Consider the following 22,469-nt stretch of genomic DNA (forward strand, 5'->3'; position numbering starts at 1 on the left):
GGTTAGACGGCTTTAAGATGTTTTTTTATGTACTTCGATACACCATCGTAATGGATTTTTAATTTTCGACCACTAAAAAAAACTTCATATCTGTATCCGGCTGTCAAATAGTTGCGTTTCGATTTGTCAAGTACGTTATCTGGATTGTCAGCCTCAATAAGTACAGCTTCAATTTCTGCATCTTTTCGTATCATTCTTGACAGCAACTGTTTAAATTCAAAATCTGCTTGGGGTAGAGAGTATCCTAAGAACACAACTTTAGAAGCTTCAGATAATTCAATTCCTGCGTTCTGCCAAATAAGCTTATTTTGAATATTGTTGAGGTTTTTGAGAAATGTCGGTGTTATTAAATTAACATCTAATTTATTGGACTTGTCTTCATTTTGATGAAAATTTAGTTCACAGTGGCGACAAAACTTTTCATCAAATACATAACCTCCATTAAAAGTAGTATAATACTTAACATATAATCTCTGGCATTTTGGACACTGCATCCAATTTAAAGAACCATGAAGCTTTAGGATTTTTAAATTATATCCTCCCTTTCCAATGGCATATAAACCAGGTTTGATACTATGGTCATCTTCATCCAAAGAACTCATGTAGCAGCAATAGTCCACAACCCCACAAAAGGTTGCAGTTTTAATTGGAGTTTCTTTTTTCATGAGTGAATTAACCCGATTGTCCAACATTATGTCCCAGTTTGTTGTAATTACGGAAACCAAATCAGACTTTTCACTATCTAATTTCATTCTGGCTTTAGAAATTAAATACTCAGCAAAAATATTTATTGTTTCTTTTGATTTTCGACTGTTTTGTATTTCCTCTCTAACTGCAAGTATTATTAGCCTATTTAAAGTATACTTTAACTCCAGCAGATCAGAAACCGTGTAATTTTTAAAAGGGATTCCGTCGCCAATCGAGCGGTCTATAGGGGTGTAAATATCCTCCAACGAATACCAATATTTGTTGGTATCATCAACTATTAAAGCCTCTTTTAAGAATAGATCAAATTTGTCTATCCAATTTTTTACTATATCAGATGATTTTTTAGCGTACGATGTTTTTAAATCATAAATAGCTTTTACAAGTGCAGCTTGTGATGGAGCACCTGCGTCCATAGAAAAGCCAGCGCCAAGTACATAAACAGTTTTCTCACTCATGATTTTGATTGTGATAAGTCGGTTAATGAGAATAAATTTAGTGTTTCAATTTGATAATAGAGAATATTTATAGCTTATCCAACTAAACTTCAATAATTTAAAATATATATTTAGCTATTCAACCAAATTAAATCATTTAAACCTAAATTTTGCACACATGGGACTTGGCGCACCTGAACTTATTCTGATACTTGTTGTCTTACTTCTTACGTTCCCGCTTTACTTTTTGCCTTCAATTTTAGGTCGGAAAAAACACAATTCTACTTCGATATTCCTCTTAAATCTTTTCTTAGGGTGGACAGCAGTCGGTTGGATAGTTGCTTTGATTTGGGCGCTCTCTAATGATGCACCGCCAGTTATTTTCAATAACATTCCGCCTCCACAAGCACCAAGGGAGAAAAGCAAAGCAGACGAATTAACAAAACTGGCGCGATTGCATAGTGATGGAGTGCTTACACAAGAGGAGTTTGACACAGAGAAAAGAAAACTGTTGTCGCAATAATATTTTATTTCACCTCATACCAACCAATATCCACCCCACCATAATTGCGTAATACATCCACGGCTTCCTGGGCGAGGCGTTCGGTGGCGGTTTTGATGTTCATGATAACCTGCGGTCCGCTGGCGGCGGGGATGAGGGTGATATCTTCTTCTAAAAATTCGTTTCCTAAAAGGTATTCGCGGGCGTCGTCGGCGTGGGCCTGGTCGGAGAATGTTGCGGTGGCGATGTGTGGTGTCATGGAGATTTAACAGTTTGTTGGTTCATTTGTTCACTGGTTCAATAGTTCATTGGTGGGGAGAGGTTAGGTGTTGGTGGCTATTGCATCGTGGCTAATAGATGCTTCGCTGCGCTCAAGCATGACAAAGCCGGTGTCGCTGGCGCGCGCCTGTGGCGCGTGTTGTGCTTTGCTAAGCATTCGGTTGTAGCATTGTGGCTAAACCCCACCCTGCCTTTGCGCACGGGCAGCCGCACCCCTCCCCGAGGAAGGAATTAGAATACTCCAAGCATTTTCTTCCCCGTCAGCAGAGGAGCTTCGGGCGAAAGCGGGCAGAACGTGGTGGGCGTGTGCGGAGGGAAGGACATTGGGAATGTTTGCTGAAGTGCGGGGAAAGGGCGGCGCAGCAAGGGGCTCCCGATAGCTATCGGGATTCCCGGTCCGTGAGTTCTGCGCGGTTTGTCCGTAGGACTCCTTCGGAGCAGGGCAAAGGCCTGTGCGGCAAAGAAGCCTTTCTGCTGACTTGATTTTTTGGTTACTTTTTTAGCAAGAAAAAAGTAACAGCCCAGCGGCAAATGAGCGGCGGATGATTTTATTGTAGTACAAGAAATTGTAGAACCCACATAAACGAGAGTCTTCGGCAATTGATAGCGTCCGTGTCGCTGGTGATAACACCAGCAACGGCATCAAATACCAACGACGGCATGGCGGCTAACACACCCCCGCCTTTGCGCACATTCCTCCCGCGCCCCCTCTCAAGAGGGGAATTTGTTGTGGCTACGGCAATTCGCTTTCCGCTTTATTCTTTCTGCTTTTCATCTTATCTTCCTAAGAAAAACCCTTAATTATCAATTTCTTTTTGTAATTTATGAACCAATTAGCCGCGTACTTCGTATACCTGCTATTGTTATAAACCAATTATACTTACCCTTTCTTAACCCCTGATGTATAAGTACTTTATACTTGCCCTATTCGTGTTTTTTGTGCGCGATGGTTTTGCGCAAAACCAAAGCATGAAGTTTGAGCATTTGGGCAAAAAAGAAGGGCTCTCGCAAATCAACGTGGGCTGCATTATACAAGACAGCCGCGGTTTCATTTGGGTAGGCACGCGCGACGGACTGAGCAAGTACGATGGCTACGGTTTCACCAACTATAGGCACGACCCGCAGGATCCCGGCTCTATCAGCAGCAGCATGGTATCGGATATTATTGAAGACCACGAGGGGAACATCTGGATGGCCACCATTATTGGCCTCAACAAACTGGATCGCCGCACCGGCACTTTCACCAAATACCTCCATAACGATAAAGACCCTAACTCGCTTTCGGATAACATACTGAACAAACTGGCGGTTGATGATAGAGGCAACCTGTGGGTGGCCAGCCAGGGTGGTTTAGATTATTTTGATACCAAGGCAGGTAAGTTCACAAAACATTTTAAGCATAACCCTAAGGATGATAGCAGCCTGGCGAACGATAAGGTGAGCTTTATTTACATCGGTGCCAACAAACAATTATGGGTAGGCACCACCGGCGGCGGGCTGGACTTGTTCGACGCTAAAAAACAAGAGTTTCGCCACTATCGGCACAACGCCACCGACCCGCGCTCTATCTCGGGTAACGATATCAGTTGCATTTACGAAGACGGCAAGGGGCGCCTGTGGATAGGTACCCTGAACGATGCGCTGAACCAGCTGGAGCGTAATAGTCAAACCTTTGTGCGCTACCCATACCGCAATGGCGCGCCAAACACCATCAGCAGCAATACCCTATACGCCCTCAATAGCGACGAGAACGGTAACCTGTGGATAGGCAGCGAGAACGGCGGCCTCTGCATCCTCAACCCCGAGACGGGCAATTTTTACACCTACAAGCACGACGATATCGACAAGAATAGCCTAACGGGTAACTCCATCTACGGCATTGCTAAGGATAGGCTGGGCAATATGTGGCTGGGAGCTTTTGCAGGCGGAATTAACCTGTTCAAGCGCAGTACCGAAAGCTTTACCCATTACAGGCACAGCTCGTTGGAGAATAGCCTCTCTAATGATTTTGTGCTGGCCCTTTACGAAGACCCCGAGCGCAACGTATGGGTAGGCACCGATGGCGGCGGCGTAAACAAGTTCGATTACAAGAACGGTAAGGTAACACATTATATGCAGCAGCCCGGTAAAAACAGCATCACGGGCAACTTTGTGCTTACCGTGAACCAGGACCACGAGAATAATTTTTGGTTCGGTACCTGGGCAGATGGTATCAGTGTGTTCAATGCCAAAACGGGTGTTTTTACCAATATTAAAAACCAGCCGGGCAACCCCAATAGCCTGCCGGGCAATAATATTTATGCGCTCACTCATACTAAAGACAACACCACCTGGATAGGCACCTATAACGATGGGCTGAGCCATTACGACCCTAAAACCAAAAAGTTCAGCAATTATAAATACGATGCTGCCGACCCGCACAGCCTCAGCAGCGATAGGGTGTACAGCCTGCTGGAAGACAGCCACGGCAACCTGTGGGTAGGCACCTTTGATGGCGGCCTGAATTTATATAACCGCAATACCAATTCGTTCATTCGCTACCGACACAAAGCGGGCACCAACAGCATCAGCGATGATAACGTGCCCGACCTGTACGAAGGCCGCAACGGCAGCATCTGGATAAGTACCTTCACGGGCCTCAACCTGTTCGACCCGATAACCCGCCACTTCACCGTTTTTACCAAAAAGGATGGCTTACCCAGCGATATAGTTTACGCTGCCCGTGAGGACGACGACGGTAAAATTTGGGTGAGCACTAACAATGGCCTATCTATGTTCGACCCGGTGAAGCGCACTTTTAAGAACTATTCGGTGGAAGATGGCTTGCAGGAGGATGAATTTAAATCGCACTCGGCCTACAAAGGGGCATCGGGCAAGTTATACTTTGGCGGGGTGAACGGCTTTAACGCCTTTTCGCCGGGACAGATACTGAAGCCCGAAGGTTTTTCGCCGCTGGTGATTACTTCGTTCCAGGTGTTCAACAAAAAGGTGGCCGCCGCCAAAAACAGTAACGACCCTTCGCCGCTGAAACAGGATATATCTGATACCAAGAGCATCACGCTCAATTATAAGCAGTCGGTAATTTCGTTGGAGTTTGCCGCGCTGGATTTTACATCCGCCGATAAAAAGCAATACGCTTACATACTGGAGGGCTTTGATAAGGAATGGAATTTTGTAGGCACGCGCCACACCGCCACTTACACCAACCTGCCTGCCGGTACGTATACTTTTAAGGTGAAGTACCAAAACATGGTGGGCCTATGGTCGCCGGTTACGCCGGGGCTAACCATTATTACGCAGCCCCCGTTTTGGCTCACCTGGTGGTTTAAAACGCTGGTGGTGCTTATTGTGGTAGGCATTGTTTTGGGCATATTCAGGCTGCGCGTGCGCACCATTAAAGCGCAAAAGGCCATTTTGGAGCGGCAGGTAGAAGACCGCACCCAACGCCTCAACGAAATGAGCAAAGGCGAGCGCATATTGCGCGAAGAGGCCGAGAAGGCCCGCGAAGAAGCGGAGAAAGCCAATCGTGCCAAAAGTATTTTCCTGGCCACCATGAGCCACGAGATACGCACACCCATGAACGGCGTAATGGGTATGGCTACGTTACTGGCCAACACCCCGCTTAACCGCGAGCAGCAGGAATATACCGAAACCATAAAAACCTGCGGCGATAGCCTGCTAAATGTGATAAACGATATCCTCGATTTTTCGAAAATAGAATCGGGCAATATGGAGCTGGACGAACACGATTTCGACCTGAGGGATTGCATAGAGGCAGTGCTGGATATTTTTGCCGAAAAAGCCGCCCGCACCAACCTCGACCTGGTTTACCAGGTAGAACACAATGTGCCCGCGCAGATCATTGCCGATTCGTTACGCTTGCGGCAGGTACTTATTAATTTGGTGGGCAATGCCGTTAAGTTTACAGCCAAGGGCGAGGTGTTCATCTGTGTGAAACTGAAGAATACGTTGGATAATGCCTTTGAACTACAATTTGAAGTGCGCGATACGGGTATAGGTATACCGCCAAATAAGTTGAACAAGTTGTTCAAGGCATTCTCGCAGGTAGATAGCAGCACCACCCGCAAATACGGCGGCACGGGGCTTGGTTTGGCCATCAGCGAGAAACTGGTTGCCCTGATGGGCGGCGAAATTGGGGTGAAGAGCCAGGTGGGTAAAGGCACTACTTTCTTCTTCAATATTACCGTGAAGCCCGGCAACAAGGCGCAACGCAATTACGTGCACCTCAACCTTGCCGAGATACAAAACAAGCGCATTTTAGTGGTTGATGATAACCAAACCAACCGCGATATACTGGAAGAGCAGTTGAAACAATGGGAGTTCATCCCGGTGATGGCCGAATCGGGCACCGAGGCTTTGAAACTTTTGGAAGATAAAGAGCAGGTGCACCTCATTATATCCGACATGAACATGCCCGAGATGGATGGCATTACCCTGGCGCGAAAGATACGAGAGTTAGATGGCGGCATCCCTATTATCTTGCTTACCTCCATGGGGAACGAGCAGAGTAAAAAGAACAAGAGCCTGTTCAACGTGGCGCTTACCAAGCCTACCAAGCACCAGGTGCTGTACAAACATATAATTGAGCAACTGAAGCTGACCCACGAGGTGAAGCACGAGGTGCAGCCGGTGAAAACGCCGTTCTCGGAAGATTTTGCAAATCATCACCCTATTAATATTTTGATAGCCGAGGATAACGCTATTAACCAAAAGCTGGCCAAATACATCCTCAACAAAATGGGCTACAAACCCGATTTGGTGGAGAACGGCCACGAATGCCTCAACGCGCTCATCAACAAAAAGTACGATATGGTGCTGATGGATGTACAAATGCCCGAGATGGACGGACTGGAGGCCACGCGCTTTATCCGCCAGAATATGGAGCACCAGCCCGCTATTATAGCCATGACGGCCAACGCCATGGCCGAAGACCGCGAGCAATGCCTGCAAGCCGGTATGAATGATTACCTGAGCAAGCCCCTGAAACTGCAGGAAATTATGGCCGCGCTGGAAAAATGGGAACCAAAGAAAGCTGCACTTTAGCCTGCGCTATGTAAGGTTATTTGAATAACTTTACCACATGCGTGTTTGGAAGCTTGAAAGCGGAGGCACGTGCGATTCCCCTCTTGAGAGGGGTGGAGGGGTGTGTTCGCTAACTTTGCTTTGTGCCAATTGCATAATGGCTAACACACCCCTGCAGCCGCACATCCCGCCGCACCCCCTCTCGAGAGGGGAACTTAGAAAAGCATTCGGACAGGTGTATTTTAAACAAACCAAATCATCATTTTATCATGTCGTTTTTAAAAAAGCTCCCCCGCTTAGTTGGCTTTGCCTTGTTTTTAATGGCCGTTTTGCCGGTTAACCAGTTGCGCGCTGCGGATAATAGCGTTTACCAAATAAAAGTATACCATTACAAAACTGTCGCGCAAAAGCAGGTGATAGAAGATTACCTGAAAGATGTTTTTGTGCCCTATATCCACAAAAGCGGTATCAGTAAAGTGGGCGTATTCCGCACGCTGGAAGCTGATACCGCCGACAGGCGCATTTATGTGCTGGTGCCTTTCAAATCACTCAAACAAATGGACCAAGTGAGCGATGGCGTACTGAAAGAGATAGCAGCATCGCAAGGCAACGCCTATGCGAATGCCGACTACAAGAACCCGCCATACACCCGTTTGGAAACTATCGTGCTGAACGCATTCTACAAAATGCCAGCCCCGGCAGCACCTGAACTAAGCGCGCCAAAAAGCGAACGCATTTACGAACTCCGTAGTTACGAAAGCTCTACCGAGAGCTATTTCATCAACAAAGTAAAAATGTTCAACGTGGGCGATGAGGTGGCGCTGTTCAAACGCCTAAACTTCAACGCGGTTTTCTATGGCAGCGTAATAGCCGGCAGCCGTATGCCCAACCTGATGTATATGACCACCTTTAACAATAAAGCCGACCGCGACAAACATTGGGAAGCTTTTAATACCGATGCTTACTGGAAAGAACTTTCATCAAAAGCGGAGTACCAGCACAACGTTTCAAAAGGCGATATCATCTTTTTGCAGCCTGCCGATTACTCAGACTTTTAATTTCACCTATACCATCTGCCTGTTATGAGAACAAAATCGATACTGTCGCTCGGTATTGCCGTGCTGCTGTTCAGTGCTACCTTCGCGCAGCAAAAAAACAGTTTTAAGCCGCAAAAGGCGCTATTGAATACTATTGCACGCAATTTGAAGGATGCCGATGCGCAGTACAAATACATGGCTACGCTGCTAAAGCCCGAAGAATTCCCCAAGGCATTCCACCCCGAAACAGGCAAACTGGAAACCAGTAATTCGGGCTGGTGGTGCAGTGGCTTTTACCCGGGCACGCTGTTGGAACTGTATCGCCAAAACCATGATGGAGCCTTAAAAACCGAAGCTGACCGCATAATGCAGGTATTGGCAAAAGAGCAATACAACACCCACACGCATGATCTTGGCTTTATGATGTATTGCAGTTTCGGAACGGCCAACCAATTAGAACCAACGCCGGAGTACAAACAAATCCTGCTGAACAGCGCAAAGTCGTTGTCGACGCGTTTTAATCCTAAAGTAGGCTGCATCAAATCATGGGATTCAAAACCATCGGATTTTTTGGTGATAATTGATAATATGATGAACCTGGAACTACTGTTTTGGGCCACCCGAGAAACCGGCGACTCCAGCTTTTACAAACTGGCGGTAACGCACGCCAATACCACTATCAAAAACCATTACCGTCCGGATTATAGCTCGTACCACGTCATCAACTACAACCCTGAAACCGGCGATGTGCAGGATAAACGTACTGCCCAGGGTTATGCCAAAGAATCGGCATGGGCAAGGGGGCAGGCATGGGGGCTATATGGCTTCACGGTGGTGTACAGGGAAACCAAAGACAAAAAATACCTCGATCAAGCCAATGGCATCGCCAGATTCCTGCTGAATAACCCTAACCTCCCGGCAGATAAAATACCGTACTGGGATTTCAACGCGCCAAATATCCCGAATGCGCTGCGCGATGCATCTGCCGCCGCCATCACGGCTTCGGCTCTGTTGGAGCTTTGCCGATATGCTGACAAGGCCGATGGGCAAAAATATTTCAAAACAGCAGAAACGATCATCAAAAACTTGTCCTCGCCAACTTATCGTTCTAAACCAAACACCAACGGCGGGTTTATTTTACAACACAGCGTAGGCCACTTCCCGGCAGGTACCGAGATAGATGTACCACTAACTTATGCCGACTATTATTTTGTGGAGGCGATGGAGAGGTATAAAGAATTTGCGAAGTTGAAATAGCGTTGTTGTTTAACCGCAAAGGGCGCAAAGTTTTGGCAAAGAGCGCAAAGGCGGGTTTGCTTTTAAGCTTTGAAAACTGTTGATGATTATGCAAGGCTTCGTGTCCTTTGCGCTCACCGATAAGCAAGCCTCTGCGTATTTTGCGGTAAAATTCGCCTATAACTCTAATTCACAATCTTAATTTTTAACGGAAGTTTTATTTCAAGATATGCTCATCGATAGCTGATTCATACCCTCTGCCTTTACTTGCTTTAGCCATCAGCACCAAATAAGTGGAGTTATTCCTCCGGGCAAAAATTATTCGGACGGGTTGATATGGGGCTTTTTCCCTACGGATATAAATATCCTGTGTGCTATCCTTGAAGTACTTTAGCCCGAATTTTTTTAGTTTACCTTGGTAAATTAGGGTAGAATCATTTTTGCTTATCTGTGATAATCCATCGCCAAAAATGGTCACGTAAACGTGAGCGCTGCTTTCCTGGTTTCGATGCGCAAAAAGGGATTCAACGGGAAGGCGCGAAGATGTACCTGTATAAATAACATTTTGCGACATTCTGGTGTCTTTAAAACTTACGGATATCAGAGAGTCTAAAGGGCCATCGGCACTACAATTTAGCCTCGAGATCTCAATGAAGTGATCATTGCCATATGTAAAGTCAGATACTGGGTTGCGCCCTTTCACTATGGTTGTTTCTGCATCAGATATATTCTCTTTCGCATTAAAAAGTCCGGAAAAACTGGTGTCTACGCCAGCAGGATAAGTGATTGGATGTTCTTTGGCGGTTTCGTCTACGGCATTAGATATTCGGTTGCAGGTTACCACCATGGCTACTATGTAAGCAAACGCTGCTACAGATATTATAATGGCGAACTTTTTCATTTAGTAGAATTGTGAATGAAGGATTAGGTTATATTTCTTTGTGTTCTTATTGTCTCCGCAAGTTCTACCACTAAGAGAACCTGCGGAGATGAATGCTATTAATTCACTGCCTTTATCTTTATCACCAATTTCTTCTCCTTCCCATCTGCCCTTATCCCCGGTGCATGCAACTCTCCCGGGAAGAATAAGAAGAAGGCATCGGGTTTGGCGGTATAGCTTTTGCCTTTGGTGAAGTAGTTCTCTACATCTTTAGTAGCATCATAAGGTTTAGTTACGGCTGCAGGGTCGCCTTTGCCTTGTGCATATATTTTCTCTTCGCCTTTTATAACATAATGCAGGTCGATGTAGTTTTTGTGTATCTCGTAGCCGGCACTGTCCAGTTTCTTGGTGTCGGGTTCGGTTACTATGGCAAATACGTTGTCGCCATCAATGGGGTACTTGCCGGGCGCTATCATTTCCAGGTTACGGTCGCGCAGATAGGCAATAGCTTTATCCCAGGCAGCTTTGTTGGCTTCGTATTGCTTGGCAAATTCTATCACGTTCAGCGGTTCATTCACTTTCAGTTTTAACCCGTTTGCCCATACACGTTCCTTTAGCCAGGCTTTGGCGCTTTTTTCGGTCCAGGCGGTGTGCTGGGCTTCGCAAACGTTTGCGAGGATTAAAAACATAATTAGGGTGCCGATGCTTTTGAGTGCTGATAAATGTTTCATAGTTTAGTTTTATAATTCAGGTACACCGCCATTGAACGGTGTTATGAATTGCTTTATTGGAAAGCCTAAATATAAAAATATTCTGCCTTGAAAGTATTACACAGCGTACACCCCGAAGATTTTAAAAGCTACCAAACCCAACAAATTCGCGACCGCTTTTTACTGGACAATCTGGTACAAGCCGATGCGCTGAACTGCGTGTACACCCATTACGACCGCATGATCATTGGCGCGGCTAACCCGGTAAGCCAAACGCTCGAATTGGAGAACTACCCGAACCTGCGGGCAGAATACTTTTTGCAACGCCGCGAAATTGGCATTATAAACGTTGCCGGAGACGGCATTGTAACTGCCGACGGCGTAACTTATTCGCTTAAAAAACTCGATTGCCTTTACGTTGGCAGAGGCGTGAAAATAGTAACCTTTGCAAGTGCCGATGCGGCATCACCTGCGGTATTTTACCTACTATCATCCCCGGCGCATAAAGAGTACCCCACTGCGCTGGCCACGCAAGAGGATGCGGCTAAGGTAAATGCCGGCACGCCCGAAATGGCCAATGTGCGCACTATCAATAAATACATACATGCCGATGGCGTACAAAGCTGCCAGCTGGTAATGGGCCTAACCATATTGAACAGCGGCAGCGTTTGGAACACCATGCCGCCCCACGTGCACGACAGGCGCATGGAAGCCTACTTTTACTTTGATGTACCCGAAGGGCAGCGCGTGTTTCATTACATGGGCGAGGGGCACGAAACCCGCCATATTTTGTTGGGTAACTACGATGCCGTAGCCTCGCCGCCATGGAGCATTCACTCTGGCAGCGGTACATCGGCCTATAGCTTTATTTGGGGAATGGCAGGCGAGAACCTCGACTATACCGATATGGACGCTATAGCCATCACCGACATCAGGTAATCACAAAAGAAATCGATAAGAAATTGGAAAATAAATTTTCGCTGGCCGGCAAAGTAATAGTAGTAACCGGCGGCACGGGCATTTTGGGTAATGCATTTGTAAATGGTATTGTAGAAGCAGGCGGCATTGTAGGCATACTGGGCCGTAATGCAGAAGTAGCCGAGGCGCGTGCCGATGCCATCAATAAAAACGGCGGACAGGCTATTGCGCTGATAGCGGATGCTATGGACGAGGCGCAACTCATTGCCGCAAAAGATAAAATCATCGCAAAATTTGGCAAGATAGATGGCCTGGTGAACGGTGCGGGCGGTAATATGCCCGATGGCGTTCTGCAGCCCGACGAAGACCTGTTTGCCATGAAGATAGATGGCATGAAAAAAGTTGCCGACCTGAACCTTTGGGGCACGCTGATACCCACACAAGTTTTCGGCCGCGAAATTGCCAAAACCGGCAGGGGCAGCATCGTTAACATCTCCTCCATGAACTCTAAAAGCGCTGTAACCAAAGTGCTGGGCTATAACATGGGTAAGGCCGCGGTTGATTGCTATACGCAGTGGTTCGCGGTGGAGTTGGCCAACCGTTATGGCGATGCTATCCGCATGAATGCGCTGGCCCCGGGCTTTTTCCTTACCGAACAAAATCGTAACTTGCTCACCACTCCCGATGGTGGCTACACCGCAAGGGGCGAGGCGGTTATCCGCAAAACTCCCTTCAAACGTTTTGGCCACCCCGATGAGCTTATCGGCGCATTGGTATGGCTGCTTAGCGATGCCTCGGCATTTGTAACCGGCTCCATGATATGCGTTGATGGCGGCTTCTCGGTTTTCAGCGGGGTTTAGATTACCATTGATGAATGGCCATACAGGAGGGGTCAACACATGGCTAAATTTTTTGAAGAGATAGGCCCGCGGCACCGCGAGTTTATTGAAGCGCAGAAGATATTCTTTACCGCATCGGCACCCTTAAGCGGCGATGGGCATGTAAACCTTTCACCAAAAGGTATGGATGCCTTTCGCGTTTTATCGCCCAATAAGGTGGCTTATATGGATATCAACGGCAGCGGAAACGAAACGTCGGCACACCTATTGGAGAACGGGCGTATTACCATTATGTTCTGTGCTTTCGACGGGCCGCCTAACATATTGCGCCTTTACGGAAAAGGATATACAGTATTGCCTGGTACTTCGGAATGGGATGAGTTATCGCCTTTGTTCCACTTGCCTCTTTCTTCCCGGCAGATCATCGTAACTAATGTAGATATTGTACAAACGTCCTGCGGGTATGGCGTACCTTTTTACGATTACAAAGGTGAGCGCGACCAGGCCATTAAATGGGCCGAAAACAAAGGCGAAGAAGGCATTGAAAAATACCAGGCCGAGAAAAATCGCATAAGTTTGGATGGTTTGCCTACGGCGATGTTCGATAGGTTTTAACAAGTTGATAAGATGTGCAAAGGAGCTAAAGAAGCAGTGGCAACGTGCGATTCCTTCCTTGGGGAAGGGAGGGTAGGGGTTAGGCGCTATGCAAATTGGTAAACCCCTCCCCGCCATTACGCTACAAGCCATCGCACCCCTCCCGTAGGGAGGGAGTTGTAATTTCTACATCAACTCTTTCATCAACTTATCAAAAGCTTCCCTCAACTCAGCCAATTCTGTTTCAAGTTTAGTTACACGTGCCTCTAACTCACCCGATGAACGGCGAACAGGTTCGTCTATAGCATCGTCTTCGGGTATAGTACCGCCCAACAAGTGGCGGTAACGCACTTCTTTTTGGCCCGGGCGTTTAGGCATTTGCTCTACGTAGGCAATTTCGTCGCCGGTGGCCAGTTTCTCTAAAATGGTTTGCACTTCGTCCAGGTCGTCGAACTCGTACATACGGCCCGAGTTGGAGTTTATCTCGCCGGGTGTAAGTGGCCCGCGCAGTATCAGTAGGCATATCACCGTAACTTCTGAAGGCACCACCGGGAATACGATGCCAAAGTTGTGTTTGTATTTAATGGCACGGCTGCTGCCGCCGGTTGCCGTTGATATCAGTCCTTTACGTTTTAGGGTATCCAAAGCCAGCGTTACCTCGTTCTCGCTATAATCTACAACCGGCTTGCGCGACGATTTTTGGTTGCAGGCAGCGGTAAGGCCGTTCAGCGTCATGGGGTAATAATCGGGCGTGGTTTTGCTTTTTTCCATCAGCGAACCCAGCACGCGCAGTTCGGTATCGTTTAAAACAGGTAAGGCTTGTGGTGTATCCATGTAGCAAATATAGTATTTGTGGTGAATGGTTGATTATGTGAGTGGTGAGTAGTTGCTACCATTCTCCGCTGCCGCGAGTTACGCTTCGCAGAACTCACGGCAGCGAATAGATTTATTATCTTCGCTTCGATATGACGGTTAGTATTTTAGGTTGCGGATGGTATGGTTTAGCGCTGGCAAAAGCGCTTGTGGCAGATGGTTTTACGGTAAAAGGTTCTACTACCTCGCCCGATAAACTTCCTTTACTTCAGGAAGCCGGTCTTATTCCCTTCATTGTAGACCTATCGGCTGATACCGTTGCAAACTCAGGCTTTTTTACTTGCGATGTGTTGGTTATAGCCATCCCGCCAAAAGCACGTAGCGGGGCAGGAGCGGAGTATGTGCCGAAGTTAGAAAGAGCTATCGAAGCCATCCATCACGCAGGGGTACAAAAAGTTATCCTTATCAGTTCCACGGGTGTATATGCCGACCTAAATCAAGAGGTTACCGAACTCGATACCCCAAACCCTAATACACCAGCCGGCGAGGTACTTTTCGAGGCGGAAGAACTATTCCGTAAGCAAACGGCTTTTAAAACCACTATCCTGCGCTTTGCCGGCCTCATCGGTCCCGGCCGTGACCCCGGAAGGTTCTTTGCCGGGAAAAAGAATATCCCTAACGGATTGGCACCTGTAAACCTTATCCAACGTACCGATTGCATCGGTATTACGAAGGCTATTGTCGCGCAAAATTTCTTCGGCCACACTGTTAATGCCTGCGTAACCCACCATCCAACAAAAATGTGGTTTTATACCAAAGCGGCTGCCGAAAGTGGCTTGCCATTACCCGAGTTTATTCCCGAACTGAAAGAGTGGAAAACCATTAGCAGTAAAGTAACAGGCGACACTCTGCAATATAGCTACGTTGTTAAAGAATGGTACCCCGCTGTTTAGCTGCGCTCTTTCCCAAACTGAACTTTTTTGCTATTTTAGGCTCACCATGTCGCAATATATCATCCCCCTCAAGTACCGTAAAATGGAGAATCTCCATATCGTTTTCTGGCTGTTTAAAGATATCGGCTGGTGTTTGGTGTGGAAACCCCTGGGTTTAGTGATGATTGTACCTACGCTGGTTATATCTATCGTGATAGCTTATCGTACAAGAGAGCATATGTCAGAACTGTGCCACAACCTGGCCATTACCTTTTGGATAAGCGCCAACTCATACTGGATGATAAGTGAGTTCATGAAATTTGATGCGCTCAGCTTCTATGGCGAGATTACCTACAAACACCTCGCGCTAATACCATTCTTTTTAGGGGTATTTTGCCTTGCTTTTTACTACGCTATTTGGCACCCGAGGCATCCTGAAGAGATAGAGACTTTGTGAGTTTTAAGCTTGGTGGCTAACACACCCCTGCACCCCTCTCAAGAGGGGAACCGCACTTGCCTTTGCGCGCATTACTCGACGACTACTGGATACTAAACCTGTTGCTTTTAAAATAAGCAATCTTCGCCTGGAACATCTCCGCCATTTTGCCGGCGCGCCATTTGGCTTCTTCGGCTTTTTCGCCCTCAAATAATTCGTCTACGGTTTTGGTGAACAGTGCCAGCCATTTATCAAAATGCTCGGCACCCACGGGCAGGTTAGCATGAGGCGGAAAGGGGCGGCCAAAGTAGGTATGCTCGTTCAGTAAAACGGTTTGCCAAAAGCGGTACATCTTTTCCAGATGCACCGCCCAGTTATCTTGTATCACGCCATTAAACACCGGGCCAAGCAGGGCATCTGCCTTTATGCGCTCGTAAAAGGTATCAACAAGCAGCTTGATATCTTCAATGGTGAATATGCCCGGTTTGGAGTTCATGTTTTAGTTTATGGTAAAACGGTAAGTGCCCGCGCTTATTTCAATTGCTTTGGCTGTACTAATAGCTTTACCGTTTAATGACGCTTTTTTGCCTTGCGGCAGCACAACGCCTGCCGTTGTATTGGCGGGTATGGTAACGGTGTATTCAACCGCATTGCCGTTGCGTTTCCAAATAGAAGTTATTTTGCCGTAAGGGCCGGTATGAGAGCCGTCGAACTCGTTCAACCCTGCAACAAAATTTGGCTTAAGTACCACATGCTTAAAACCGGACTGCTGCTCATCAGGCTGAATGCCACCTATGCCGCGGTACAGCCATGCACCAATACCGCCGAACATGATGTGGTTGAGCGATATATCCGATTTTGCGTCGATGTCCCAGTTCTCGTAAAGTGTAGTAGCGCCATTTTTGATCCACCAACCCCATGATGGGAAGGTTTCCTGCGAAGCTATTTTATAAGCTACATCGGCATAACCATTATCGCTTAGTGCGTTCATAATGGCTTTACCGCCCAATATGCCCACATCCAAATGGAAGTTATCGGCAGCAACGCGGTCGGCCAGTTTGGCGGCTATTTTGGCTTTAAAGTTATCAGGTACGATACCCATGAATAAGGGTACAGCCAGTTCGGTTTGCAGGCCTTTGTTGTAGTTCGCGGTTTGCTCGTTCAGGTATTTATCGTTAAATGCTTTTTTGATTTTGGCTTGCAGGGTAGTGTATTTGGCGTAATCGTCGGTTTTGCCCAGCAGTTTGGCTGCCTTTGCCAGGATGGTTACATCGGCATAGTAATAGCAGGTAGAAGTAAGCTCTACCGGCGAAACTGACTTAACGGGTACCCAGTCGCCTAATCCCCAGCTGCAAAGCCCCGATGGGTACAGGTCGTTAATGTGGTTTACGTAGCGGCGGATATTGTCATAATTATCTGCCAGTATTTTTTGGTCGCCGTAGAACAGGTAAACGTTCCAGGGTATCATGGCAATGGTGCTGGTCCAATCCGGCCCGTTGCCCCATTCGTAGCCCCAGCCAGCGGTTGGGATAATAGAAGGCAGAACGCCATTAGGTTGTTGCTCGTCGCGGTGGTCGGCCATCCATTTTTCGTAAACGGTAATACCGTCAAAGCTGTATAAGCCGGTTTCGGATGCAATAATGGCATCGCCCGTCCAGCCATTCTTTTCGCGCTGCGGGCAATCGGTAGGGTAGCCAAACAGGTTGCTTAGGTACGAGTTATTGGTGGCGTACCATATTTTGTTGATGGTAGGATTAGAGGTAGCAACAGTACCCACAGGCGGTACATCGCTATGCATAAAATACCCGGTAAGGCTTTCTTTATTCAATTCAACAGGTTCGCTGCTGGTAACTTCTACATACTGGAAGCCCTTGTAGTTGAACTTCGGCATAAAGCTTTCCTGCCCTTTGCCGCTCAGCGTAAAAATATCTACCTGGAAGGGGTCTTTATCATCAGTAGGGCGGTAGTGCAGGTCGATATTAGATAGGTCTACATGCCCGTTTTTATAAAGCCTTTCGCCGTGTTTCAGGCGGATAACTGTACCTGCTTTACCACTAACGGTTATTTTGCTCACGCCCGATATATTCCTCCCAAGGTCGAACACCACGGATTCATCATCAAGCTTGGTTATACTTTTTGCAGGTATAGTTTCAACTGCACGGACCGGCACCACTTGCTGCGAAACAATGTTTTGCGATGGAGTAGGGCGGGCAAAGGCCGGTTTCCATTTCTTATCGTCGAAGTCAACAGTGTTCCAGCCGGGCTGATCAAGCTGCGCATCGTAATGCTCGGCGGTATAAATGCTATTTAGGGTGATGGGACTTAGGCTGGTTTTCCATTGCTCGTTAGAGGAAATGGTTTCGAAGGTGCCATCATCATAAGTTATCCTGAAGTCGAGGCAAAAAGTAGGGCGCGCGCGCCATGCGGCCAGATGGAAATCCCAAACGGCGGTGCTTTGGTGGTTATACCAGCCATTGCCCAGCAACACGCCAATAGCATTCTTGCCTGTTGCAACCTGCGCGGTTACATCATAGGTAACATAAAGCGTGCGCCTATCGAACCGAGTGTACATCGGGTCCAGGCGGTGGTTGCCAATTTTTTCGCCGTTCAAATAAAGCTCATATAAACCCGCCACAGCAATATATGCTCTTGCCGATTTTACTTTCTTTTTAGTGCTGAAGGTAGTGCGAAAATATGGGGCAGGCTTTACGTTAACGCCATTATGGTCGCTTATCCATGTGCCTTTCCAGTTGCCCATGCCCATTAAACCGGTTTCGAAACTGCTAATAGCAGATGGAGTTGTTTTTACGCCATCCTTATCCCATGCTTGCACACGCCAGTAATACTTGGTGTAGGGTTGCAGCCCTTTGCCCTGGTAAGTGGCCAGTATGGCGGGTGAGTTAACTTTAGCAGTGCTCCAGGCATTACCAATGCCACGGCTCACTTCTGCCGAATCCAAGCCTACAATTACCTGGTATGCGCTCTGTTTGGCACCCTGCCTTGCATCAGCCAGCATCCAGGTTAAACGCGGATGAGGAGCATCAATGCCTAAGGGGTTTACCAAATATTCGCAACGCAGGCCAACAGGCTGGGCAGCAAATGCACTTACAGATAAAAACAGGGAAGCAACGAGCAGTTTGGTGTATAATTTCATGGGACAGCTAATATCAGCAAACGTTAAAAAGCAGGCAAGGGTTATTTATCGGCAATGGGGTTTTTACCAAAAAGTGTACAAGAAAGGGCAAAAAAGATAAACACGAATTATTTCGAATGAGGGCGAATTTCACAAATGGTTTGGCGCTAATTAACCGCAAAGTGCGCAAAGAATTTGCACGTTTGCCAACGCAAAGAGCGCAAAGGTTTATTTTGTAGGTTAATGTTATCAATAAAGTGATGATAGCATACTTATTTGATGCCTTTGCAAAGCTCTGTGATTCTTTGCGTTTTTTCTTTGCGCACTTTGCGGTTAACTTAACCACCACGCTGATCAAACTATAGTTTCTTAATCTTTATATCCCTAAACCACACATCCGCCCCATGGTCCTGCAAGGCTATATGTCCCTTGGTAAACGTTCCAAACGCCGGCCATTCTTTAAATTTGCTGCCTGCTATTAATTTCTTCCAGCCGTCGGTCCATAGTTTGGTGGTGAGTACCTGCTCGTCGTTCAGGAAGATATTGAGTATGCCCCCTGTTGATAGTACCACTGTTTTGTTCCACTCTCCGGCGGGTTTTACCACATTTTTGCTGATCGACATCAAATCGTACAAATCGCCGGCGCGGTGTTTGGGTATTTGGCCGTTTTCGTTCTCTTTGTTATCGGCCACCTGGGTTTCTATGCCGGTTTGCCAGCAGTAGGGGTATTTTTTGGGGTCTTCGTTTACATAGAAGATGATGCCGCTGTTGCCGGCACGTGATATTTTCCACTCTACGCTTAGTTCAAAATTTTCGTATTCGCCATCGGTTACCAGGTCGCCACCGTTTTTGGTTTGCCAGCCACCTTTTTCAGATGCATCTAAATGCAATACGCCATTCTTTGCTTTCCAGGCACTGCCGACCTCGGTTTTGCCGTAGGTATGCCAGCCTTTGGTGGTTTTACCATCAAACAAGGGCTGCCAATCGGGTACTTTAATAGCTGCTGTATCGGTAGCGGTAGCAGCATTGTTTTGCGAAGGCCCGCAGCCGCTCATCGCGATGGCCGCTAATGCCAGTAATAGTAGGTTTTTCATAATGCTTAGATAGGGGGGCTTATCAATTGGTTACAAATTTCCTTTTTTGATCTCATCTGCCGCATAATTTGCGGCCCGCGCGGTTAACGCCATATACAGTATAGATGGGCTTTGATTACCCGTGCTGGCCATGCAGGCACCATCGGTAACAAACACGTTTTTGCAATGGTGCAACTGGTTCCACTCGTTCAGCAACGATGTATTGGGATCTTTCCCCATGCGCACGCCGCCCATTTCGTGTATATCCAGGCCCGGTGCCTGTTTGTTGTTATACACCTCGATATTCTTACACCCGGCCTTCTCCAGCATCTCGCTCATTTGGGTGTGGAAGTCTTTGATCATCCGCTCGTCGTTATCATCGTAACTTACGGAAGTTACCAAAAGCGGGATGCCCCACTGGTCGGTTTTATCTTCACTCAGGCGCACGTGGTTGCTCTCTTTCGGTACGGTTTCGCCCTGCAGGTAGGCAAACACGTGCCAGCTGCCCGGTTCGCAAAGCTCTTCTTTATATTCTGCACCAATTTGTCCTTCATTATCGTTCTCTGCCGGATGCTGATCGCGGTAGGCGTTCATGAAAGTTGTATAGCCGCCAAAAAAGTCGGTTTCCTGTTTATGCAGGTTGCGGAAGTTTACGAGTATCAGGTCGGTAGGGTTGCGGCCAAAATAATACTTATCTAAAAAGCCATCGATATCTGCCGAAACAGAAGCGCGATAATTATGGAAGGCAATGTATTTACCCAGTAGCCCACTATCGTTACCCAAGCCGTTAGGGAAGCGTTTCGATTTAGAGTTAAGCAGCACCAAATTGCTGTTGAGTGCGGATGCGTTCAGGAAAATAATGCGCGACTTGTAAATAATCTCTTCTTTACTATTGGCATCTATCACCTTTACGCCCGATGCCTTGCCCGTAGCTTCATCATAAATAATAGAATGTACCACCGAATGCGGGCGGATGGTGAGGTTGCCGGTCTTTTTGGCCCAGGGCAGTGTAGAACTTACTGAACTAAAGTATCCGCCAAAGGGGCAGCCGCGCATACACATATTACGCGCCTGGCATTGCCCGCGCCCCTGGTCAAGGTGTATTTGTTTGGGGTCGGTTATGTGGGCCCAGCGGGCATGCACCAAATGGCGGTCGGTATAGTTTTTATTCAGGCTTTCTTTGATGTGTACCAGCGGGGCATTCATATCAAAGGGCTTCATAAACTCGCCGTCGGGCATGGCTTCTAAACCATCCTTATTACCGCAGATGCCAATGAATTTTTCTACGTGGCTGTACCAGGGGGCAACATCTTTATAACCAATGGGCCACTCAATACCATAACCGAAACGTTTGGGCGCGGTGAATTCAAACTCACTCCAACGCTGCGTGGCACGGCCCCAGGTGAGCGATTTGCCACCAACCTGGTAGCCGCGTATCCAGTCGAACGGTTTTTCCTGTACGTAGGGGTGGTCGGCATCTTTTACAAAAAAGTGGTCGCAATCTTCGCCGTAGCCGGCGGCTTTGGTTATCAGTGGGTTTTCGTCGTGCTGTTTTTGGCTGATGCGGCCGCGGTACCTAAACTCCCAGGGTGGGGTGGTGGCGGTGGGGTAGTCTTTAATATGTTCCACATTACGGCCGCGCTCTAATACTAATGTTTTTAATCCCTTTTCGCAAAGCTCTTTAGCTGCCCAGCCGCCGCTGATGCCCGAACCTATCACGATAGCATCGTACGTATGCGATGCATCATCCATCAAATTTGCCGACATGTATTCTTTATAATTGGTACTATAAAGATGCAGAAATTAATTGAGAAATGTAATTATCCAACACAGTTAACGAAGGGCTTTCGCCGCTTGTGATGTAACAATTTGATGTAGCGTTTGCGAGGACGAGCGAGGCCCCTGCATCGAGCCCTAAAAGCTGCCCGATGCAATAGCCCGCATTAAAATTATCACCCGCGCCGGTGGATATGGTTGGATTGGGGATGAATACAGGTATATCCTTGTAAGTACCCTCCGCATCCCATGCTAAGGATGCTTTTGAGGTATGAATAATGAGTGTTGCCACATGAAGCAACGGATAAAGCTTATCACCTACAGCTTGCAAGTTATCGGGCACATTTTCCGCGGCAATTGTTCTGTAAAGAATACTTGCCTCGTTGCGGTTAAGGCTGAGGGTTACCCTGCCATGCTTGCCAAATTGTTTAATGAGGCTAAGCGCAAAAGCTATACTTTGCGCGCTGCGTTTTGAGCAATCCGAAAGGTCAATAAAAAAGTTCCGATTATCCGATGGACTACCCGTCAAAACATCTTCTATTAAACCCTGCCACATATCGTTGGAATGATCGGGTTCGCTCCAGTTTACGAGGCAAACCAGGTCGGTATCGGCAAATATCTCCCGCAGCTTTGACAGCCCCACAGTCGTTTTAATGGTGTCCCAGTCGGCGTGGTTAAGGTCCGTCATCTGCGCCAGCATAATTTTGCCATCTGTAAACTCCATGGCGGTGGTAAACCCGGGATTGGTATAACTGTGCAGTGCACAATTTGCATGCATACCGGCGAATGCAGTATGGGGGGATGGTATACCGAAGGCCCCCACGCAATTAATGGTAACGCCCGCTTGTGCCATTGCATTAGCCATAATGGGCATATTGCCACCGAGTTTCAACAGTAATTCTTCGCTCTCCAAACTAAAGCCCGAACCGCTTTTTGCGGAAATATAATTGCCGAATTGCTTAATGGTTTCGAAGAATTGGGTTGCACCGCCTTCGGTTTTGGTGTTCACCACCTTCACAATAGAATCTACAAAACCATCGAAACCCGCCACTACCTTTTTAGTAGCGAGTACCTCGGTTGCGCTTTGCAGTCTTTGTTGGATGTGAAGCAGCTTTTCCTTCATTGC

The 22,469-nt window shown here is 47.3% G+C and carries 19 protein-coding genes; 9 read left to right on the top strand and 10 right to left on the bottom strand.

Translation table 11 applies throughout. The annotated features are described in order from the left end of the window. Window positions 1–2: 2 nt before the first annotated feature. Window positions 3–1,163, bottom strand: a complete 1,161-nt coding sequence (locus BC343_RS06575; RefSeq protein WP_078346955.1) for an SIR2 family protein — start codon at window positions 1,161–1,163, stop codon at window positions 3–5. A gap of 157 nt (window positions 1,164–1,320) precedes the next feature. Here BC343_RS06575 and BC343_RS06580 point away from each other — a divergent pair, with 157 nt between their 5' ends. After that, window positions 1,321–1,665, top strand: coding sequence for a superinfection immunity protein (locus BC343_RS06580; protein ID WP_078346956.1), 345 nt, complete (start codon window positions 1,321–1,323; stop codon window positions 1,663–1,665). A 4-nt stretch (window positions 1,666–1,669) separates the two neighbouring features. On the opposite strand, the gene BC343_RS06585 is transcribed toward BC343_RS06580, so the two are convergent. Further along, complete coding sequence (locus BC343_RS06585; protein ID WP_078346957.1) at window positions 1,670–1,903, bottom strand: hypothetical protein; 234 nt, start codon at window positions 1,901–1,903, stop codon at window positions 1,670–1,672. Between the two features lie 920 nt (window positions 1,904–2,823). Here BC343_RS06585 and BC343_RS06590 point away from each other — a divergent pair. The 3 genes from BC343_RS06590 to BC343_RS06600 all read left to right on the top strand — a co-directional run bounded on the left by BC343_RS06590 (window position 2,824) and on the right by BC343_RS06600 (window position 9,260). After that, complete coding sequence (locus BC343_RS06590; protein WP_078346958.1) at window positions 2,824–6,987, top strand: hybrid sensor histidine kinase/response regulator; 4,164 nt, start codon at window positions 2,824–2,826, stop codon at window positions 6,985–6,987. Between the two features lie 248 nt (window positions 6,988–7,235). Then, entirely contained in the window at window positions 7,236–8,024 is a 789-nt protein-coding gene (locus BC343_RS06595) for an NIPSNAP family protein (protein WP_078346959.1), read from the top strand. 24 nt (window positions 8,025–8,048) lie between these two features. Next, window positions 8,049–9,260, top strand: coding sequence for a glycoside hydrolase family 88 protein (locus tag BC343_RS06600; protein ID WP_078346960.1), 1,212 nt, complete (start codon window positions 8,049–8,051; stop codon window positions 9,258–9,260). Between the two features lie 196 nt (window positions 9,261–9,456). Here the strand turns inward: BC343_RS06600 and BC343_RS06605 are convergent, their stop codons facing one another. Beyond that, entirely contained in the window at window positions 9,457–10,140 is a 684-nt protein-coding gene (locus BC343_RS06605) for a hypothetical protein (RefSeq protein ID WP_078346961.1), read from the bottom strand. Window positions 10,141–10,238: 98 nt separating this feature from the next. Next, a complete protein-coding gene (locus BC343_RS06610) occupies window positions 10,239–10,850 on the bottom strand; it encodes a YhcH/YjgK/YiaL family protein (RefSeq protein WP_078346962.1) in 612 nt (203 codons plus the stop codon). Between the two features lie 87 nt (window positions 10,851–10,937). Here BC343_RS06610 and kduI point away from each other — a divergent pair, with 87 nt between their 5' ends. The 3 genes from kduI to BC343_RS06625 are packed head-to-tail and all read left to right on the top strand — an operon-like array spanning window position 10,938 to window position 13,201. After that, window positions 10,938–11,768 (top strand): 5-dehydro-4-deoxy-D-glucuronate isomerase, encoded by an 831-nt coding sequence (gene kduI, locus BC343_RS06615; RefSeq protein WP_078346963.1) that lies wholly within the window; start codon window positions 10,938–10,940, stop codon window positions 11,766–11,768. A gap of 23 nt (window positions 11,769–11,791) precedes the next feature. Further along, complete coding sequence (locus BC343_RS06620) at window positions 11,792–12,607, top strand: SDR family oxidoreductase (protein WP_078346964.1); 816 nt, start codon at window positions 11,792–11,794, stop codon at window positions 12,605–12,607. A gap of 39 nt (window positions 12,608–12,646) precedes the next feature. Further along, window positions 12,647–13,201 carry a pyridoxamine 5'-phosphate oxidase family protein gene (locus BC343_RS06625; protein WP_078346965.1) on the top strand — a complete coding sequence of 185 codons (555 nt, stop codon included), beginning with the start codon at window positions 12,647–12,649 and terminating at the stop codon, window positions 13,199–13,201. Between the two features lie 165 nt (window positions 13,202–13,366). Here BC343_RS06625 and BC343_RS06630 read toward each other — a convergent pair whose 3' ends face one another. Further along, entirely contained in the window at window positions 13,367–14,014 is a 648-nt protein-coding gene (locus BC343_RS06630; RefSeq protein ID WP_078346966.1) for a YceH family protein, read from the bottom strand. A gap of 131 nt (window positions 14,015–14,145) precedes the next feature. Here BC343_RS06630 and BC343_RS06635 point away from each other — a divergent pair, with 131 nt between their 5' ends. Beyond that, window positions 14,146–14,946, top strand: coding sequence for an SDR family oxidoreductase (locus tag BC343_RS06635; RefSeq protein ID WP_078346967.1), 801 nt, complete (start codon window positions 14,146–14,148; stop codon window positions 14,944–14,946). Window positions 14,947–14,992: 46 nt separating this feature from the next. Then, the gene (locus BC343_RS06640; protein ID WP_202909740.1) at window positions 14,993–15,382 is read left to right on the top strand and encodes a hypothetical protein; all 390 of its coding nucleotides are present in this window, start codon (window positions 14,993–14,995) and stop codon (window positions 15,380–15,382) included. Between the two features lie 82 nt (window positions 15,383–15,464). Here BC343_RS06640 and BC343_RS06645 read toward each other — a convergent pair whose 3' ends face one another. From BC343_RS06645 to BC343_RS06665, 5 genes are all read right to left on the bottom strand, one after another. Next, complete coding sequence (locus BC343_RS06645) at window positions 15,465–15,857, bottom strand: group III truncated hemoglobin (protein WP_078346968.1); 393 nt, start codon at window positions 15,855–15,857, stop codon at window positions 15,465–15,467. A 3-nt stretch (window positions 15,858–15,860) separates the two neighbouring features. Then, window positions 15,861–18,515, bottom strand: a complete 2,655-nt coding sequence (locus BC343_RS06650) for an alpha-L-rhamnosidase (protein ID WP_078346969.1) — start codon at window positions 18,513–18,515, stop codon at window positions 15,861–15,863. A 338-nt stretch (window positions 18,516–18,853) separates the two neighbouring features. Further along, entirely contained in the window at window positions 18,854–19,588 is a 735-nt protein-coding gene (locus BC343_RS06655; RefSeq protein ID WP_078346970.1) for a 3-keto-disaccharide hydrolase, read from the bottom strand. 30 nt (window positions 19,589–19,618) lie between these two features. Beyond that, window positions 19,619–21,334: a GMC oxidoreductase gene (locus BC343_RS06660; protein WP_078346971.1), complete on the bottom strand. Its 1,716-nt coding sequence runs from the start codon at window positions 21,332–21,334 to the stop codon at window positions 19,619–19,621. 19 nt (window positions 21,335–21,353) lie between these two features. Then, the gene (locus BC343_RS06665) at window positions 21,354–22,466 is read right to left on the bottom strand and encodes a carbohydrate kinase family protein (protein ID WP_078346972.1); all 1,113 of its coding nucleotides are present in this window, start codon (window positions 22,464–22,466) and stop codon (window positions 21,354–21,356) included. Between the last annotated feature and the right edge of the window lie 3 nt (window positions 22,467–22,469).

The sequence above is a fragment of the Mucilaginibacter pedocola genome, from assembly GCF_002013915.1.
Lineage (GTDB): Bacteria > Bacteroidota > Bacteroidia > Sphingobacteriales > Sphingobacteriaceae > Mucilaginibacter > Mucilaginibacter pedocola.

Excerpts from the sequence above, each read along its gene's own strand:
- BC343_RS06590 (WP_078346958.1), top strand. The coding sequence starts at position 2,824 with ATGTATAAGTACTTTATACTTGCCCTATTCGTGTTTTTTGTGCGCGAT.
- BC343_RS06650 (WP_078346969.1), bottom strand. The coding sequence starts at position 18,515 with ATGAAATTATACACCAAACTGCTCGTTGCTTCCCTGTTTTTATCTGTA.
- BC343_RS06635 (WP_078346967.1), top strand. The coding sequence starts at position 14,146 with ATGACGGTTAGTATTTTAGGTTGCGGATGGTATGGTTTAGCGCTGGCA.
- BC343_RS06610 (WP_078346962.1), bottom strand. The coding sequence starts at position 10,850 with ATGAAACATTTATCAGCACTCAAAAGCATCGGCACCCTAATTATGTTT.
- BC343_RS06645 (WP_078346968.1), bottom strand. The coding sequence starts at position 15,857 with ATGAACTCCAAACCGGGCATATTCACCATTGAAGATATCAAGCTGCTT.
- BC343_RS06580 (WP_078346956.1), top strand. The coding sequence starts at position 1,321 with ATGGGACTTGGCGCACCTGAACTTATTCTGATACTTGTTGTCTTACTT.
- BC343_RS06600 (WP_078346960.1), top strand. The coding sequence starts at position 8,049 with ATGAGAACAAAATCGATACTGTCGCTCGGTATTGCCGTGCTGCTGTTC.
- BC343_RS06630 (WP_078346966.1), bottom strand. The coding sequence starts at position 14,014 with ATGGATACACCACAAGCCTTACCTGTTTTAAACGATACCGAACTGCGC.
- BC343_RS06585 (WP_078346957.1), bottom strand. The coding sequence starts at position 1,903 with ATGACACCACACATCGCCACCGCAACATTCTCCGACCAGGCCCACGCC.
- BC343_RS06625 (WP_078346965.1), top strand. The coding sequence starts at position 12,647 with ATGGCTAAATTTTTTGAAGAGATAGGCCCGCGGCACCGCGAGTTTATT.
- BC343_RS06665 (WP_078346972.1), bottom strand. The coding sequence starts at position 22,466 with ATGAAGGAAAAGCTGCTTCACATCCAACAAAGACTGCAAAGCGCAACC.
- BC343_RS06605 (WP_078346961.1), bottom strand. The coding sequence starts at position 10,140 with ATGAAAAAGTTCGCCATTATAATATCTGTAGCAGCGTTTGCTTACATA.
- BC343_RS06595 (WP_078346959.1), top strand. The coding sequence starts at position 7,236 with ATGTCGTTTTTAAAAAAGCTCCCCCGCTTAGTTGGCTTTGCCTTGTTT.
- BC343_RS06575 (WP_078346955.1), bottom strand. The coding sequence starts at position 1,163 with ATGAGTGAGAAAACTGTTTATGTACTTGGCGCTGGCTTTTCTATGGAC.
- BC343_RS06655 (WP_078346970.1), bottom strand. The coding sequence starts at position 19,588 with ATGAAAAACCTACTATTACTGGCATTAGCGGCCATCGCGATGAGCGGC.
- BC343_RS06640 (WP_202909740.1), top strand. The coding sequence starts at position 14,993 with ATGTCGCAATATATCATCCCCCTCAAGTACCGTAAAATGGAGAATCTC.
- BC343_RS06660 (WP_078346971.1), bottom strand. The coding sequence starts at position 21,334 with ATGTCGGCAAATTTGATGGATGATGCATCGCATACGTACGATGCTATC.